This is a genomic window from Oribacterium sp. oral taxon 108 str. F0425 (genome assembly GCF_000214455.1).
Lineage (GTDB): Bacteria > Bacillota > Clostridia > Lachnospirales > Lachnospiraceae > Oribacterium > Oribacterium asaccharolyticum.
Map to the genome: position 1 here is coordinate 1,058,289 of NZ_AFIH01000001.1, position 16,117 is coordinate 1,074,405.

15 protein-coding genes are annotated in these 16,117 nt (G+C 43.7%); 9 read left to right on the forward strand and 6 right to left on the reverse strand.

What is annotated here, in order from left to right; all coding sequences use genetic code 11:
* The first annotated feature begins 21 nt into the window (after positions 1–21).
* From HMPREF9124_RS05045 to HMPREF9124_RS05060, 4 genes are all read left to right on the forward strand, one after another.
* A complete protein-coding gene (locus HMPREF9124_RS05045; RefSeq protein ID WP_009427904.1) occupies positions 22–714 on the forward strand; it encodes a gamma-glutamyl-gamma-aminobutyrate hydrolase family protein in 693 nt (230 codons plus the stop codon).
* A gap of 91 nt (positions 715–805) precedes the next feature.
* Complete coding sequence (locus HMPREF9124_RS05050; RefSeq protein WP_009428415.1) at positions 806–2,050, forward strand: dicarboxylate/amino acid:cation symporter; 1,245 nt, start codon at positions 806–808, stop codon at positions 2,048–2,050.
* Positions 2,050–2,592: a GNAT family N-acetyltransferase gene (locus tag HMPREF9124_RS05055; protein ID WP_036597649.1), complete on the forward strand. Its 543-nt coding sequence runs from the start codon at positions 2,050–2,052 to the stop codon at positions 2,590–2,592. The genes HMPREF9124_RS05050 and HMPREF9124_RS05055 overlap by 1 nt, the downstream gene beginning before the upstream one ends.
* A 376-nt stretch (positions 2,593–2,968) precedes the next feature.
* Positions 2,969–3,781, forward strand: a complete 813-nt coding sequence (locus HMPREF9124_RS05060; RefSeq protein WP_009429763.1) for a ZIP family metal transporter — start codon at positions 2,969–2,971, stop codon at positions 3,779–3,781.
* A gap of 25 nt (positions 3,782–3,806) precedes the next feature.
* Here the strand turns inward: HMPREF9124_RS05060 and HMPREF9124_RS05065 are convergent, their stop codons facing one another.
* The 4 genes from HMPREF9124_RS05065 to HMPREF9124_RS05080 form a co-directional block, all read right to left on the reverse strand.
* On the reverse strand, positions 3,807–5,516 hold the full coding sequence (locus HMPREF9124_RS05065; protein ID WP_009428600.1) for an ABC transporter ATP-binding protein: 1,710 nt from the start codon (positions 5,514–5,516) through the stop codon (positions 3,807–3,809).
* 317 nt (positions 5,517–5,833) lie between these two features.
* The gene (locus HMPREF9124_RS05070; RefSeq protein ID WP_009429359.1) at positions 5,834–6,628 is read right to left on the reverse strand and encodes an SDR family NAD(P)-dependent oxidoreductase; all 795 of its coding nucleotides are present in this window, start codon (positions 6,626–6,628) and stop codon (positions 5,834–5,836) included.
* A 139-nt stretch (positions 6,629–6,767) separates the two neighbouring features.
* Positions 6,768–7,787, reverse strand: coding sequence for a glycosyltransferase family 2 protein (locus HMPREF9124_RS05075; protein WP_009428957.1), 1,020 nt, complete (start codon positions 7,785–7,787; stop codon positions 6,768–6,770).
* Positions 7,788–7,916: 129 nt separating this feature from the next.
* Positions 7,917–8,330, reverse strand: coding sequence for an RrF2 family transcriptional regulator (locus tag HMPREF9124_RS05080; RefSeq protein WP_009429683.1), 414 nt, complete (start codon positions 8,328–8,330; stop codon positions 7,917–7,919).
* Between the two features lie 125 nt (positions 8,331–8,455).
* On the opposite strand from HMPREF9124_RS05080, the gene HMPREF9124_RS05085 reads away from it, so the two are divergent.
* Both HMPREF9124_RS05085 and HMPREF9124_RS05090 read left to right on the forward strand, forming a co-directional pair.
* Positions 8,456–8,629, forward strand: coding sequence for a hypothetical protein (locus HMPREF9124_RS05085; protein WP_009427824.1), 174 nt, complete (start codon positions 8,456–8,458; stop codon positions 8,627–8,629).
* A 20-nt stretch (positions 8,630–8,649) separates the two neighbouring features.
* A complete protein-coding gene (locus tag HMPREF9124_RS05090) occupies positions 8,650–10,179 on the forward strand; it encodes a helicase HerA-like domain-containing protein (RefSeq protein WP_009429131.1) in 1,530 nt (509 codons plus the stop codon).
* Positions 10,180–10,392: 213 nt separating this feature from the next.
* Here HMPREF9124_RS05090 and HMPREF9124_RS05095 read toward each other — a convergent pair whose 3' ends face one another.
* On the reverse strand, positions 10,393–11,322 hold the full coding sequence (locus HMPREF9124_RS05095) for a CPBP family intramembrane glutamic endopeptidase (RefSeq protein WP_036597995.1): 930 nt from the start codon (positions 11,320–11,322) through the stop codon (positions 10,393–10,395).
* Between the two features lie 219 nt (positions 11,323–11,541).
* Here HMPREF9124_RS05095 and recJ point away from each other — a divergent pair, with 219 nt between their 5' ends.
* From recJ to HMPREF9124_RS05110, 3 genes are all read left to right on the forward strand, one after another.
* The gene (recJ, locus tag HMPREF9124_RS05100; protein ID WP_009428710.1) at positions 11,542–13,257 is read left to right on the forward strand and encodes a single-stranded-DNA-specific exonuclease RecJ; all 1,716 of its coding nucleotides are present in this window, start codon (positions 11,542–11,544) and stop codon (positions 13,255–13,257) included.
* 102 nt (positions 13,258–13,359) lie between these two features.
* Positions 13,360–14,613 (forward strand): serine hydroxymethyltransferase, encoded by a 1,254-nt coding sequence (glyA, locus tag HMPREF9124_RS05105; RefSeq protein ID WP_009429759.1) that lies wholly within the window; start codon positions 13,360–13,362, stop codon positions 14,611–14,613.
* Positions 14,614–14,660: 47 nt separating this feature from the next.
* A complete protein-coding gene (locus tag HMPREF9124_RS05110; RefSeq protein ID WP_009429225.1) occupies positions 14,661–15,290 on the forward strand; it encodes a hypothetical protein in 630 nt (209 codons plus the stop codon).
* Positions 15,291–15,541: 251 nt separating this feature from the next.
* On the opposite strand, the gene HMPREF9124_RS05115 is transcribed toward HMPREF9124_RS05110, so the two are convergent.
* Positions 15,542–16,117, reverse strand: a complete 576-nt coding sequence (locus HMPREF9124_RS05115; protein ID WP_009429043.1) for an ECF transporter S component — start codon at positions 16,115–16,117, stop codon at positions 15,542–15,544.

Here is a 16,117-nt window from a genome sequence, read left to right on the forward strand (position 1 = left end):
TTTACAAGGAGTAGGAATAGAATGAAAAAAGTTGGAATCGTTCCCTCATCGAGTTTACTGGAAACGGAGAATCCGTACCATGATTGTTCAAACTTCATAGAACTTTACACCAGGCGTATTACGGAAAATGGAGGCCTTCCGCTTGGAATCTTAAACGTAGGCGGATTTCTTTCGGAAGAAGCACTGGAAGTCTGCGACAGCTTCCTAATCTGCGGAGGAAAACGCATTTTCCCGTATCACTTTCAGGTCATCGATTATGCACTAAGAAGCGGAAAAAGGCTCCTCGGAGTATGCCTCGGCATGCAGGCAATACACAGTTATTTTATTGCGAAAAGAGAGCAGAAAAACCGACCCGGAAAGAGTATTCTGGAAGTCTATACGGAAATGAAGAAGGAAAAATACTTCTTTGTAGAGCCCGTGAAAGAGCACTGGAAATTGAATCCGAATCGTGGTGAGGAAGACTTGGTTAAACACAAAATCACGATTTCGGAGGACTCGGTTCTTCGGAAGTATTTTCCGGAAAAGGAGATTAAAGGCGCAAGTATGCATAATTATCGGATTACGGAGCCTTCGGAAGAGCTGAAAGTCGTAGGGCACAGTGAGGACGGGACGATCGAAGCGATAGAGTACGGGGAGAAGGTGCTGGGGATTCAGTTTCACCCCGAAATTGACAGAAGCTTCCCCGGGATTTTCCGATTCTTAACCGTAGAGTAAAGATTTTGTGTGTTGATAAAAAATGAAATCGGAGCTACATTTTTTTGTAGTACCGGTGCTATACTGGGAAAAAATAAAAAAGGAGAAACACATGAAGGCAAAATCTGTAGCGAATAATTATCGCTTTTTAATTATCTTACTTTTATCCATGATATTTGGCGCAGTTACGGGAGCACTGGCACCGGGCTTTTCCCATTCGATTGCGTTCCTCGGAACCTTATTTATCCGTATGATGTTCTGTATCGTGGTACCTATGGTCTTTGCTTCGATTGCCGGAGCGGTTGCAGGAACCAAGAGTCGAAAAAGAGCCGGGAAAATCATGATGGTTACCATTATCAGCTTTGTACTTACCGGAGCCTTTGCCGCAATCGTTTATTTTCTACTTTGTCAAATATTTCCGCCTGTGACTGCTGCCTGGGCTAATTTACCCAAAGGAGAAGTCGGAGAGCACGCTAGCATGACGGAAATGGTGCTGAATTTCTTTACGGTGGAAGACTTTTCCATGCTGCTTTCCCGTAAGGCGATGCTTCCTCTGATTATTTTTTCCCTGCTCTTCGGTTTTTCCGTGAATTTGAGTGGAGAAGCGGGAAAGAAGGTGGCGGAGTTTTTGGACAGTCTTACCGCCGTGATGATGAAGTTTGTACAGATTGTAACCTACTATGCTCCCATTGCCTTTTTTGCCATCTTTGCAGATCTGGTTGCGACCTACGGATCGCAGATTACGGAAAGCTACGCGAGAGCTTTGCTTCTTTACTATCCGGTCTGCTTTATCTACATTTTCACGGCCTTCCCGATTATGGCCTATATCGGTGCCGGAACGGATGGGGTGAAAATGATGTTCCGCCACATTTTAAAGCCTGCCGTTGTGTCTCTTGGAACCTGCTCTTCCGTGGCCACCATTCCGACCAATATGGAGGCTGCGGCGGAAAGCGGCATTTCCAAGGATGTTTCGGATATTGTGATTCCCTTGGGAGCAACCATGCACATGGACGGCTCCTGCTTTTCCTGTGTTTTAAAGATTGTTTTTGTAATGGGAGCACTCGGAACACCGGTACATTTTTCCGAGCTTCCGGCTATTGTTCTTGTTGCAGTACTGTCCTCTGTCGGCATGAGTGGCGTTCCGGGAGGCGGATATATAGGAGAATACATTATTGCTTCGATTTTCTTCCCGAACAATATGGAACTGGCATTTCCTATTCTTGTGGCTATAGGGAACCTGATTGACCCTCCGGCAACCATGATTAATGCAGCCGGAGATTATGTGGTATCCTTCATGGTTTCTCGTTTTGTGGACGGTAAGAATTGGATGAAAAAGATGAGTTTACAGGAGAAATAATGGATAGTTCACGGTTTGGTTGTTCATGGTTGAGAGATTTGGGATTTACGGAAGAGAACTGGAGTTTAAGAAAAGGGAGCATGGAAGACCTTTTTGCAGTGTCTTATGTGGAAAAGGAATGTTTCCCGCCTTTGGAAGCGGCAACGGAAGATAGCTTTCGGGAGAGATTACAGTTCTACGGAAATCATTTTCTCCTTTTGTATAAAGAGGATCAGCTCATTTCCTTTGTGGACGGATTTTGTACCGATGATATGGATTTAACGGATGAAATGTATGAGAAAGCGGAACTTCATCAAGAAGAAGGAAAGTGGCAGATGATTTTCGGAGTGAATACGGTTCCCGCTTATCAAAGGAGAGGGATTGCTACGAAGATGCTTACAGAGTTCATCCGGATGGCAAAAGAAGAGGGAAGAGAGGGGCTGGTTCTTACCTGTAAGAAAGAAAAAATCCCCTTTTATGCACGGCTCGGTTTCTCTTCGGAAGGACTTTCCGAATCGGTACACGGGAATGTAGAGTGGTATCAGATGCGCCTGAAGTTTTAAAAGAGATGGCTGGAGGAAATAGGAAATAGAAATCAAAAAAATCGAAAAAATTGAAAATTCTGTTGCTAAATGCGTATCGTGCGGAAATACACGATACGTATTTTTTTTAAGGATCAGCTATTTTGTTTGCGGATTTCAGTATTCTATTCTTTTTTCTATCTCATTTTTTACCATTTCATTTCTATAAAAAAATTCTTGTGTTTACCGAATGTATATTGTATATTGTATCTAATTTTGTACAAATAGAGAATCTATAACGATTTCCATGTTTGCAGTGAAATGACAGAAAAGTAGCGTGCATATGGCAAAGTGGTTGCTTATAGAAAATACAGATTCTTCGTTACAAAAAAAGACAATAGTAAAGGAAAGAATAAGAATGGATGGTAAATATATTGCTTTGGGAATTTTGATTCCGTTCGTGGGTACGAGCCTTGGTTCCGCCTGCGTGTATTTTTTGAAGGGAAATAAGACTACAGGGGGAAATGCACCCGTGATTCCTCCCGATATAGAGAAGGGCTTAACGGGGTTTGCGGCAGGAGTAATGGTTGCGGCATCCATCTGGAGTTTACTGATTCCGGCAATGGAAGAGAGCAGCAGTCTTGGACGACTCGCTTTTCTTCCGGCGGTTATCGGTTTTTGGATTGGAACGTTCTTTCTCTTCGCTTTAGATAAGCTGATCCCGCATCTTCATCTCCATGCGGAAAAGGCGGAGGGGCCAAGGAGTTCTTTTCAGCGTACAACCATGATGCTCCTCGCGGTAACGATTCACAATATTCCGGAAGGAATGGCGGTAGGAGTAGTATATGCCGGAATGCTTACCGGAGATGTAGGCCTCTCGCTTGGTGCGGCACTTGCGCTTTCCATCGGTATTGCCATTCAAAACTTTCCGGAAGGGGCGATTATTTCCATGCCCCTACACGCAAATGGACAGAATAAACATAAGGCTTTCGTGAATGGTGTTCTTTCCGGAGCGGTAGAGCCGGTTGCAGCCGTTCTTATGCTCCTTTTTGCACCGATATTTTCTCCGCTTATGCCTTACTTTCTCTCTTTCGCGGCAGGAGCGATGATTTATGTGGTTGTCGAAGAGTTGATTCCGGAAACCGCGGAAGGGGAGCACTCGAACTGGGGAGTGCTGCTCTTCGCTGTTGGATTTACCGTCATGATGGCATTGGATGTGGCTTTGGGATAGTTATATCCTTTAGCTACTATATTCTTTAGCTTTGGGAAAGCAGAATTAGGGAATAAAGCAGGCCTTTATTTTTCATGAGTTCATCAAAAGCTCCAAATTCGACTATTTTTCCGTGATGCAGAACAAAAATCCCATCATATTTTTTAAGCAGCGTACTATTTAAACGATGTGTAATAACAAGGCTTGTGGTATCGGGCATATCCAAAATGGAATGCATGATTTCATCTGCCGTTTTTTCATCTAATGCGGAACTTGCCTCATCCATGAGTAAAATGGATGCATTTCTAAGTAGTGCCCGTGCAATGGAAATGCGTTGCTTTTCTCCACCGGAGAGTTTATTTCCGTTTGTTCCGCAAGAGAAGTCTTTTCCTTTTTGCTGAATAAGGGAGGAAAGTCCGGATTTTTGAATCACATAGTCAAATTCCTTTTCTGCTATGTTTTTATACAGGCAAATATTGTTATAAATGCTGTCATGGAAAACAAAAACATTTTGCTGCACCGTAGAAATACTCTTTGAAAGGGAGGAATAAGTGATATTTCTTAAGTCTATTCCGTCAAATAGAATATTGCCGTCGTATTCGCTGCTGTATTTGGTCAACAGTTTAAATAATGTGGACTTTCCCGAACCGGAAGTGCCGACAATGGCATATTTTTTTCCGGCATGAAAAGTCAAAGAGACGTTTCGGAGTGCTTTTTCACTAGCTTCATAAGAAAAAGAAAGGTTTTGAATTTCAATTGCCGATTTTAGAGAATGGATTTCTGTTTTTTCTTGTTCATCAGGTTTCTCATAAAGAAGTTCAGCAGTTTGTGCAATCAGAGAGCGTGCCGCTTGACGATTTGCAAAGAGAGAAGGTATTTTTTCTATTGGAGTGATAACAAAGGTAACCAGCTGAAGGAAGACGAGCACAATGCCCGGGGTAACATGCGGATTCGATAAGGATAGCCAGGCTCCGAAAAGAAATACACCCAGTCTCATCACTACGCTTGCAGCGGTGGAAAGGAGATTGATATTTTCCTCTGCAAATCTGCGAAGGAATTTTGCTTTTTCAATTTTTACATTTTCCTCATGAAAACGGCTTTCCAGTTCGGATTCCGCTTGAAAACTTTTGATTACGGAATATCCGGAAAGGGTATCTCTCATAAATTCCATAAATCCGGCATTTTCCTTGGAAAGATTTTTTTCGGTTTTCGCAACTTCCTTTGAAGCCGGAATGGATACGAGTAGAGGCAATATGGATAATGCAATAGCTGCCATGGTAAGTACAGGGCTGTACAAAAGCATTAAAACGATGGCTCCGACGAAACTGATTCCGATATCGATCAGAGTAATATAAAAATCAAAATAATGCTCTTCAATGGATTTCAAATCGTTGCTGAGTTTTGAAAGAAATTGTCCGCTTCCGATTTCTGAAACCATTCTACTATTATTTCGAAGAATTTTTGCAAACAGCAAGTCCTTGTAAGAAGTAGACAATGTCTGTAAAAATTTAGGGTGAGCATATCGAAATATAAAGTAGAAGACAATAAATACAAGAAAAGAAAGAAGAGAAACGAGTGCCAGCTGATAAAAGGGAGTTTTATCTATTCCGGCTGCAAGATCGATGATTTTTTGGAGCAGCCATGAAATAATCAGATTATAGGCACTTAAAATCACCATGGAAATCATAGAAACAAGAAACCATTTTTTTCCAACAGAAAAAGGGGTTCTATAAAGCTCTTTATTCAATTTTTTCATCACTATCAACTGTCCTTTCGCATAAGAAAAGAACGATACCCACTTGAGATGGGGCAAAGACATGGTAAAACACTATGCCGGCTTAGAAAATATCGTCCTATGTTTACATCTGACAAAATTGATAATGAATCATGATGGCGTCACCTTTTACGTAAATTTACGTCCTGATGGAATCCTGTTTCGAAAATCATAAACTTCAGTTTATTCAGCTGAAGCTTAACATCTGTTGTTGATTATATAGAAAATGTGAAATATACACAAGTGTTTTGCATCACCACGAGAATGAATCTACGAGAGTGTAAAGTTTTGTGCTTAAGCTATATCCATCCACCGTCAAATGGAATGACCTGTGCGGTGAGATAGAGCGGCGCTTTGGAAAGAAGAAGCAGGAAATCGGCGGCTTCCTCTACTGTTGCCATTCTGCCGTAGGGAATTTCTTCTTCCAGACTGCTTCGCTCTTCCTCTGTAAGCCAGGCGTTCATGTCGGTGTCTATCGCACCGAAAGCGACTGCATTTACAGCGATGTGCGAAGGCGCAAGTTCTTTTCCGAGTGCTTTCACAAAGCTGTTGATGCCTCCCTTTGTGAGGGAATATAAGCTTTCCATGGAGGCGCCGACATTTCCCCAGACGGAGGAACTGAAAAGAATCCGTCCTTCTTTCGCACGGAGCAGATAAGGAATCATGCGTTGCACGAGTTGAAAGGGTTCCAAGAGATTTGCCTGAAGGAGACTGTCGGTTTCATCGGCACTATACTCTTGCGTAAGACGCAAGACGGACTTTCCCTGATTGATGATTAAGACCAGCTCGTCTATTTCTACGCGTTCTGTTTCTTTAGCATGAAAATAGCCTTCCAAGAATGCGGAGGAAAAGCTTCCCTCTTTTAGAGTGATTTCAATGGGGGAGGGTTTATCTACCGTGCATTTTTCATCGTAGACTCGTCTTTTCGCAAGTTGAGACTCGGGGAAACTCCCTTCGATTTCCGTCTTTAATTCTTTCAGTAAGGCTATATTTTTCTCGCAGTTTAAAAGCAGAGTATACCCCTCTTTGGCAAAGGCCTTTGCTGCAGATCTTCCTATTCCTCTGGATGCGCCGGTGATGATGGCAAGTTTCATTTTTTACCTCGTTTACAAAGATTACAATTTCTTTATCATTTTGATTTCGTTCTGATTTGCTTTCTTTTTTAGTAAAAAGAAAGCGGCTCTGCAAGGATGATTTTACCATGCAAAGCCGGTTTTTGCTTCTCTTCAGCTTTTAGTTAAAGCCATAGAACTTTCTGCTTAAGCGGTAAGCTAAAATGGTCAGCTTGTTTCCGATTTTCCCGGGAAGATTTACACCTTGACCGAGGAAACTTGAGCGCATACGGAGCCACAACGGGAAATGTTCTTTCTTAAGATAGTTCCAAAGCTCTTTCTTTCGCTCCATATTTTCTTCGTTTTCCGACTTAATGGAAAGTACGGAAGACACTGTCGTGATGATTTCCAAATAGAGAATCATATAGTTCCGGAGCTTCTTCGGCTGTACCTTCATGACATCACAAGAGTCTATCATCAGACGATTGACTCTAAACTGCTGATCCAGTCTTCCAATCATTACGGTTTCGTTGACAGACTGATCGTCTCTACCGATATAGTAGTGATAGAGGTTTTTGTTGCAATAATAAATCTTCTTCACATGGGGGAGCGGAAGATAAACAAAAAGATTATCCACATAGAAGGTGTGCTTCGGAAGGACAAGACCGGCATCACGAAGGAGTTTCGTACGGTAAATTACGGAATGCATCAGGATATACTGCCCCAGATTAAAGCGCTTCATTTCATTCCAGCCGAAAATTTTTTCTTCCGGGAAGGCGTTGCCGTAGGACATTACTTTTTTATTTTCCTGTCCTACTTTGTCGTAGACGAAGTTCGCAACGAACAGGTCAATGCTGTCTCCGGAAAGAGTAATGTTTCTGATTTTTTCCAGAATCTCTAAAAGAACCTCGGAATCCAACCAGTCATCGGAGTCTACGACCTTGAAATAAAGGCCGCTCGCATTTCTCAAGCCGGTATTCACGGCTTCCCCGTGACCGCCATTTTCTTGATGAATTGCCTTACAGATAGTAGGATATTTTTTCTCATATTCCTTTGCGATTTCTAAGGTATTGTCTTTCTGGGAACCGTCGTCCACAATGAGGATTTCCACTTCGTCCCCTGCGGGAAGAATGCTTTCGATGCATTTTCCCATGTAGGCGGAAGAGTTGTAGCAAGGAATGGCAAAACTGATTAACTTCATAGACTCTCCATTTAATTCATAATGTGTATCGTACAGAAAGTGTGCGATATTTTGTTTACGAAATGGCTCATATTTCGAGCGAAACATACCATTTACTATAGCATAAAAGAAGCGGAAAGCACAGTTTTTTTAAGCCTTGCTGCTTTTCACAAGATCCCAGAGTGTATAGCGATTTACCACGGAATAAATGGCATCTTCTATTTCCTTATAGAGGGGGAAAGTTGGACAGGATGCAGATTTTTCACAGCTTACACCGTCTCTGACACAATCTACCGGTGCGAGCGTTCCCTCTGCAGCATTTAAAATTTCTCCCACAAGAATATCCTTGGCGTCTCGAGAGAGAAGATAGCCTCCCTTTGCTCCACGCACACTTTTTAAGAGCTTTCCTTTTACCATCAGGGAAATAATCTGTTCAAGATATTTCAAGGAAATGCCTTGCCGCTCCGCCATTTCCTTTATGGAAACAGGACTGTTCTCATCCTGATTTTTTGCGATATCGATTAAAGTACTTAGGGCATAGCGCCCCTTGGTTGAAATCATCATAGTCTTCATCTCCTCTTATAACTGAATATCCTAGCATAGCACTGGGGAATACGCAAGGAGGGGAAAAGTGCTTTGCATAAAGGACATAATTATGACATAATTAAAACTTAGAGAGGCGGTGGATTATGCCAAAGATTATTCCGATAAAAGAATTGAAAGATATGACTAAGGTTTCTGAAATATGTCGTAAAGAGCGAATTTATAAGGATTTAGAGATAGCAGAATCAGATATTCTTTCCGGTAGAACGAAAACGGCAGGATTAGTTTTGAAGGAACTACAAAGAAAAACTGTAGAATGAAATAAATACGAGGAGGCACTATGGCTAAGATTGATTTCGCGATAAACAGCGAAGGACAAAGAGTAAGCATTCATTCGGAAAAACTGAACCGACACGGATTTATTGCCGGAGCAACAGGCACAGGGAAAACGGTAAGTCTTAAGGTTTTGGCAGAACGGTTTTCCGCGCTTTCCATTCCGGTATTTCTTTCGGATTTCAAGGGAGACCTTTCGGGGCTTTTTAAGGCGGGAGAGGCGACGGAGAAGATAGAAGAGAGAAGAAAGAAGTGCGGGCTTTCCGAAAGTGAATTTTCCTACAGAGCTTTTCCGGTGGAATTCTTCTCCTTTACAAAGGAGGGGGGCATTCCGTTAAGAACCACCGTGTCGGAAATGGGGCCTTTACTCTTAAGTCGTATTCTGAATCTTTCCGATGTGCAGAGCGATATTCTTCGTATCGTTTTCCGCATTGCGGACGAAGAGGGTCTGCTTTTACTGGATTTAAAGGATCTTCGTTCCATGCTGCAATATGTCAGTGGAAACAGTAAAGAGTATGAAAAGTCCTACGGTAAGCTCTCTACACAAAGCTTAAATGCTATTCTGCGTTCCGTTGTCGCTCTGGAAGACAGGGGAGGAGAGGAATTTTTCGGAGAGCCTGCCATCAATGTAAAGGACTTCTTCCGTTTGACAACGAACAGTGAGGGTGTGATTTCCATTTTGGATGCGAAGTCAGTGGCTTCCGACCCGAAGATTTACTCTACCTTCCTCTTGTATCTTCTGTCCGAGCTTTATGAGAATTTGCCGGAGGTGGGAGACCTGGAAAAGCCTCGTATGGTTTTCTTCTTTGATGAAGCGCATCTCCTTTTTCAGGATTCATCGAAGGCTCTTCTAGAGAAAATAACGCAGGTGACGAGGTTAATCCGCAGTAAGGGTATCGGCATTTATTATGTAAGCCAAAACCCTGCGGATATTCCGGAGGAGATTCTTTCGCAACTTGGAAATAAGATTCAGCATGGGCTGCAGGCCTATACGCCGGGAGAGAGGAAGAAGCTGAAGGCGGTTGCGGACAGTTTCAGAGAGAATCCGGCCTTTGATACCTTGGAGGTTTTGGAAAATCTCGGAACCGGAGAAGCTTTGGTGTCCTGCTTAGACCCGGACGGAAAGCCGACTATGGTGGAGAAGGTAATGATTTTCCCGCCGCAGACCTTCCTCGGAGAACTGAGCCCGGAAGAGAAGGAAAAAGCAAAGCTCGGATCAGACTTGGCTCTTAAGTATGATGAGATGATTGACAGAGATTCTGCTTACGAGATGCTTACCAGAAAAGGTCTTTCCGAGGAAGCGGAAAAGGAGAAGGCTGTTTCAGAGAAGGAAGAGGAAAGGACCAAGGGGCAGACTTCCAAGCTGCAAAACCGTGTGGTGAAGTCAGTCAGCCGCTCCGTTTCCGGCTCTATCGGAAGAGAGGTCGGCGCAAGCATCGGAAAGTCCGTCTTCGGAAAAGGCATGGGACGCCGGCTGGGCGGTAATATCGGTGCCGCTTTAGGAAGAGGCATTCTGGAAACCTTATTCGGAAGATAAAATGTGGATGGAGCCGGTTTTAGCTGATAAATAGTTGGAATGACAAAAGCTGCCGTAAAAATCAAAGGATAAAGAAGTTTTGATTTTTACAGCAGCTGTTTTTGTTCTATGGTCTTTAGCCGGTATCATGACTGAGCTTTGAAATAGTACCGATTTTATAGAATTTTATATCTTTTATACCATAGTAGTCATTCCTTATCGTTGTGGCCATTCCTATACCGTTGTGGTCATTTCTTCCGCGCCCGGGTTAAAAAGGATTACGATGGCAAGAATCACCAGCACGACAATATCTACCCATACCAAAGGAGAACTGAAGAAGAGCTTCAGTGCTTTTCGGCCTTTCTCATCGGGACACAGAGCGACAAGCTTTGCTCTGTTTTTAATTAGGCTTATCACAGTGTAAACGCTTCCTCCTAAAAGAAGGAGCCCGTAAGCGGACATAAGCCAAGGCTGTGCAGTACCGAGGTTATTCACCAGAATAGCCAGAGCATTATTCGTTAAGTGAAGTAAGATGGAATAACGAAGTCCGTATTTGTCCCGAATCGCGAAGAGGACAAAGCCCATCATAAAGGCGGGAATAAATTGCAGAAAGTTACTGTGAATTAATGCAAAGAAGAGGGAACAGGCAAAGGCGGTAAAAAAACTGCCGAATGCTTTAAAACGCTTATAAAATACCCCGCGAAAAACCAGTTCCTCTACAATCGGTGCAATAAGAATGGTGTAAACAAGCATGGGAATATCATTCAGTGCACCGCCTTTTGCCGCCATTTCGGAATAGCTTAAGTCGAGTCCCATTTTCTGAAAAAGAAGGACCAGAGGGATGGTCAGCAAAGAAGAAATCCATTGTACCCCGCAAAAAATCAGAAAAAAATGTAAAAAGACGGGGGGAGAAAAGCGGGAAGAAGGCTCTTCTGTTTCATCCAACGAAACAAGATTATTGTTTCGAAAAAGAAAATAGAGAAAGAGCAGACATGGAATGACGGAGACCATCATACTGTAATACATTGCGCCGGAAGACAAAGCCGGAAAAAGCAAGTCAATGAGAAGGACTGCCAGGACAGCCAGAACTTGTATCAGGATGGCATAGGAAAAAAACCCCAGTGCAGTCATATTGAAATATCTTTTGATTTGTTTATCTGTCATAAAAGCCCCTTTTTCTGCTACAATACTGTCAAGATTTTCCTCCATCCTTTCGTTTTCAGACGAAGAGGATGAACTACATAAAAGAGAAAATTCATTTTATACTAACAAGATTTCATGGAAAAGGCAATGTAAGGAAAATCCAAGCCTCTTTTTGAGGAGAATTATGACATAAGGAATATGGCAAAGGACATCGGGAAGATAAGTTGGAGAATGAAAGCTATGAGAAAAAAGAATTGGTACATCTATGGAAAAAAAGCGGATTTTCAGTCTTTGGCGGATAAACTGAACTTGGATCCCGTCCTTATTCGTATTTTACGAAACAGAGACTTGGAAACAGAGGAGGAAATGCGGGAATTTCTCTCCGGAGAAGACATCCCTTCTCCCTTATTTTTACCGGACAGCATTCGTTTTATAAACCGCCTCGAGAGAGCTGTAGACGGGAAGGAAAAGATCCGTATTGTGGGAGACTATGATGTGGATGGGGTTTGTGCAACGACGATTCTTTATCTTGCCATCTCGCAATTTACGGAAGTGGGACAGTTAAGCTTTGTGATTCCGCACCGAATCAATGACGGTTACGGAATCAACAAGCATATCATAGAAGAAGCGAAGAAGGACGGTGTGCAGGTACTCATCACCTGCGATAACGGCATTTCCGCCTTTTCGGAGTTAAGCTATGCGAAGGAAGTGGGGATTGATGTTCTTCTTACCGATCATCATGATTTAAGGGTAGATGAAAGGGGGAAAAAGATTTATCCCGAGGCTTTTTCCGTAGTGAATCCGAAGCGGGAAGACAGTAAGTATAAGAATGCCGAGATTTGCGGAGCGATGGTAGTTTACCTTCTTATGAAGATGCTGATAGAGAAGAGAGGGAGAGGGGAAGAGATCCTGGATGAGCTTCTCTGCTTTGCCGGAATAGCCACGGTCTGCGATGTCATGAACTTACAGAAGGAAAATAGAGTTGTAGTGAAGAAGACGTTGGAACTTCTTCCGAGGACGGAAAATATCGGGCTTTCCGCTTTGCTTTCCCTGTATTGGAAGGAAGGAGAGCGGGAATTGTCGTCCTTTACCTTGGGCTTCCAGCTTGGACCGGCAATCAATGCGTCCGGAAGACTGGAGAGCGCTATGGAAGCGATTTCGCTCTTTCTGGAAAAAGACAGAGAGAAGGCGATGGCCCGTGCGGAACATTTAAAGGCGCTCAATGAAGAGCGAAAGAGTCTTACGGGAAATGCGGTGGAAGAAGCAAGAAAGCTTGCGGAGGCGGAAGAGGGGAAAAAAGTGCTTCTTTTGTATTTGCCGGAGCTACATGAGAGCCTGGCGGGAATTGTTGCCGGAAGAATCAAGGAGGAATTTTACCGTCCCACCTTTGTGGTGACCAAGACGGAAGAGGGCAAGGTCAAGGGCTCCGGAAGGTCGATTCCGGCCTATCCCATGGCGGAGAGCTTGGAAAAAGAAAAGGAGCTTTTACTTCGTTTCGGAGGACATCCCATGGCAGCAGGCTTTAGCTTGGAAGAAAAAAATCTTCCCCTTCTCAGAGAAAAGCTGGAAGAAGACTGTACCTTGTCTCCTGAGGATTTAGTGGAAAAGTTATGGATTGATACCGTTCTTCCCTTTTCCTACTGTACGGAAGAGTTTACGGAGTCCTTGCGTAGATTAGAGCCCTTCGGAAAGGGAAATGAAAAGCCTGCTTTTGCTGAAAAAGAGGTGGAAATTCAGGGCTTGAGGATTCTCGGAGAGCATAGAAATGTAGTGAAGCTCAATCTCATGGATCGTCAGGGAAAGCGTATGGAAGGGATTTATTTTACGGACGGGGAAAGTTTTCTTTCCGAAAAGGGGGATCGTAAGAAGTTAAATATTGTTTACTATCCGCGCATCAACAGCTACAATGGGGAGAAACAAGTGCAGCTTGTGATTTCAGCACACAGTTTTGTATAGCCTGATTATCCTGAAAAAGGATATGTGGACAGGGTAAAAGAAGGAAACCCGGAAATAGAATATTTCCGTAGATAAAGATTTACGATGTAAGGAGGAAACAGGATGGTAAAAGAAATCATGAACTATGTTCGGCAGATGGATCCCGAGGTTGGAGCAGGATTATTTTCCGAGTATGAACGGCAGCAACACAATATTGAGCTCATTGCATCGGAGAATATTCTTTCTACTGCGTCCATGATTGCTATGGGAACGGTTTTAACCAATAAATACGCGGAAGGCTATCCCGGAAAGCGTTATTACGGCGGTTGTCAGGAAGTGGACAAGGTGGAAGACATTGCCATTGAAAGAGTGAAGAAGCTTTTCGGCGCGGAATATGCCAATGTACAGCCCCACTCCGGTGCACAGGCCAATATGGCGGTGACCATGGCGGTTTGCAAGGCGGGAGACACGATTCTCGGAATGAGTCTGGATGCGGGCGGACACTTGACACACGGGTCCCCTGTAAACTTTTCCGGTCTTTTTTACAACATCGTGCCTTATGGTATTACGGAAGAGGGCTATCTTGATTATGACGAGATTCGCGCCTTGGCAAAGCAGCATAAGCCGAAAATGATTATTGCCGGTGCATCCGCTTATCCGAGAGTGATAGATTTTAAAAAGTTTAGAGAAATAGCCGATGAGGTCGGTGCCGTACTCTTTGTGGACATGGCGCATATTGCGGGACTGGTTGCCGCAGGGGTACACCCGAGCCCGATTCCCTATGCGGATATCGTGACCTCGACTACCCATAAGACACTTCGTGGGCCAAGAGGCGGCATCATTCTTTCTACTGCGGCTGCAGCGGAAAAATACAATTTCAACAAAGCTGTTTTCCCGGGAATTCAGGGCGGACCGCTGGAGCACGTGATTGCGGCTAAGGCAGTTTGCTTCGGAGAGGCTTTAAAGCCGGAATATAAGACTTACCAGGAGCAGGTAGTGAAGAACGCCCGGGCGCTTGCCGAGGAGCTGATGAAGAGAGGCTTTAAGCTTATTTCCTCCGGAACGGATAATCACTTGATGCTTGTGGATCTGACCAACTTTAGCGATGTAAGCGGAAAGGATATGCAGAATCGCTGCGATGAGGTCAATATTACCTTAAATAAGAACAGTATTCCGCGTGAGCCGCGTTCTCCCTTTGTGACTTCCGGTGTACGGATCGGAACTCCGGCCATCACCACGAGAGGCTTTAAGGAAGAAGATATGGCGGTCATTGCGGATTGTCTTTACAAGGTAGTCAGCGATTTTGAGGGGACGAAGGAGGAAGTTCGTGCTCAGGTTTTAGCCCTTACAAAGAAATATCCGATTTATGAGGGTTAGGAGAAGATGAGACAGAAAGAAAAAATCTATTATTCGGGCATATAATTTTGCTTCTTCTGGAACTGATTGTCGTACTGAGTGCCTTCTCGGAAGACGGCTTTACGACCCTTCGGTATTATACGACCGATTCCAATCTTCTTTGCGGGATAGCGTCTCTTCTCTATCTCTTATGGAAGCTTCCGGCTTTAAATAGAGAAGGAAAGGGAGTGGTAAGTCGCTACTTTCAGAATAAGGACGGAGGGACGGTGGAGCTTTCCGCAGCCCGAAACGGAATCAGTCTCTTACGTTTTATCTCTACGGTGTGCCTCATGGTGACCTTTGTGGTGGTCCTTCTTGTTTTGGGACCGGAACAGGGATATGCCCATGAGTTTTTGGAGGGAAGAAAAATTTTCAGTCATTTAATTTGTCCCTTTCTCTCCTTACTTCTGCTTCTTTTCGAAGAGGGGGATATTCCTTTAAAATGGGTTTCCTATGCCCTTTTTACTACCTTGGCCTATGCGATTCCCTTAATTCTTTTAAATGCGCTGGGACTGGTTTCCGGCCCTTACAGTTTTTTGAAAATCAGGGAGCAAAGCTTAGGAAAAACCGTTTTTTGGATTGTGACCATTTTGTCCGGAAATGCGCTACTGGCCTTAGGCGCTCTATTTCTTCGGAGGATAAAGAATCGGAGGAGTTAGGCTTTATTCAGAAACCAATCACTTGCAGATTTTTGATGCGTTTTTTCCGATAACGGATAACTCATGAATTATCTTTATAGAAAAACAGCTTACAGGGATAGTCCTTGTAAGCTGTTTTTTGAATTTATAATGAGTATCGTACGCAAGGCGTGCGGTATCTCGTTCATAACAAGTGGCGCAGGCGAAGCCTGACATCTTGTTCTCATCGAGTATCGTTCGCGTAGCGTGCAGTTTCTTGTCTTATCGTTCGGCTAAACCTTTTGCAGACCTAAATGCTCCTTCCGTAAAATCGGATACAGTTCCATATAGACCAAGACGGAAACAATGATGGATAATACTGCATTGATGGCGGAGGCCGCTACATTAATCTTAAAGGACAGCTCTGCAGCAGGCTTTCCCAAAATAAGGAGTTTGTAGAAATACCCGATGGTGGGATCCAAAATCACATTGGCAAGGAGCCCGAAGATTGCGGCAAGCAGAACCCACTTGAAAATGTGAGAACGATCCTGCGAGTCATTGATTTTTCCCAACTTATGTGCAATAAAGCCTGCGATTAAACCAATCACGAGTTTGCAAATTACGGTTTTCGGAGCATAAGTGATATATGCCGGATCGAGAAGATCGCCTATGGTCATACCCAGGGCACCGGCAAGTCCGCCCAAGGGACCGCCAAGAACCAGTGCGGCAATCACAACCACGGCATTTCCGAGATGAATGGAAGTGGTATCGCCTCCGACGTGGATTTTCATCTGCAGAAAGGTAAACACCACATAGGATAATGCGGCAAAGAGTGCAGATAAAGTTAATTTTTGTACTTTTTGATTCAT

What these genes read in the sequence shown, in the direction of transcription:
- HMPREF9124_RS05050 (WP_009428415.1), top strand. Translation starts at nt 806, where the DNA reads ATGAAGGCAAAATCTGTAGCGAATAATTATCGCTTTTTAATTATCTTA.
- HMPREF9124_RS05085 (WP_009427824.1), top strand. Translation starts at nt 8,456, where the DNA reads ATGCCAAAGATTATTCCGATAAAAGAATTGAAAGATATGACTAAGGTT.
- HMPREF9124_RS05075 (WP_009428957.1), bottom strand. Translation starts at nt 7,787, where the DNA reads ATGAAGTTAATCAGTTTTGCCATTCCTTGCTACAACTCTTCCGCCTAC.
- HMPREF9124_RS05070 (WP_009429359.1), bottom strand. Translation starts at nt 6,628, where the DNA reads ATGAAACTTGCCATCATCACCGGCGCATCCAGAGGAATAGGAAGATCT.
- HMPREF9124_RS05065 (WP_009428600.1), bottom strand. Translation starts at nt 5,516, where the DNA reads ATGAAAAAATTGAATAAAGAGCTTTATAGAACCCCTTTTTCTGTTGGA.
- HMPREF9124_RS05090 (WP_009429131.1), top strand. Translation starts at nt 8,650, where the DNA reads ATGGCTAAGATTGATTTCGCGATAAACAGCGAAGGACAAAGAGTAAGC.
- HMPREF9124_RS05115 (WP_009429043.1), bottom strand. Translation starts at nt 16,117, where the DNA reads ATGAATCAAAAAGTACAAAAATTAACTTTATCTGCACTCTTTGCCGCA.
- HMPREF9124_RS05055 (WP_036597649.1), top strand. Translation starts at nt 2,050, where the DNA reads ATGGATAGTTCACGGTTTGGTTGTTCATGGTTGAGAGATTTGGGATTT.
- HMPREF9124_RS05045 (WP_009427904.1), top strand. Translation starts at nt 22, where the DNA reads ATGAAAAAAGTTGGAATCGTTCCCTCATCGAGTTTACTGGAAACGGAG.
- glyA (WP_009429759.1), top strand. Translation starts at nt 13,360, where the DNA reads ATGGTAAAAGAAATCATGAACTATGTTCGGCAGATGGATCCCGAGGTT.
- recJ (WP_009428710.1), top strand. Translation starts at nt 11,542, where the DNA reads ATGAGAAAAAAGAATTGGTACATCTATGGAAAAAAAGCGGATTTTCAG.
- HMPREF9124_RS05060 (WP_009429763.1), top strand. Translation starts at nt 2,969, where the DNA reads ATGGATGGTAAATATATTGCTTTGGGAATTTTGATTCCGTTCGTGGGT.
- HMPREF9124_RS05095 (WP_036597995.1), bottom strand. Translation starts at nt 11,322, where the DNA reads ATGACAGATAAACAAATCAAAAGATATTTCAATATGACTGCACTGGGG.
- HMPREF9124_RS05080 (WP_009429683.1), bottom strand. Translation starts at nt 8,330, where the DNA reads ATGATGATTTCAACCAAGGGGCGCTATGCCCTAAGTACTTTAATCGAT.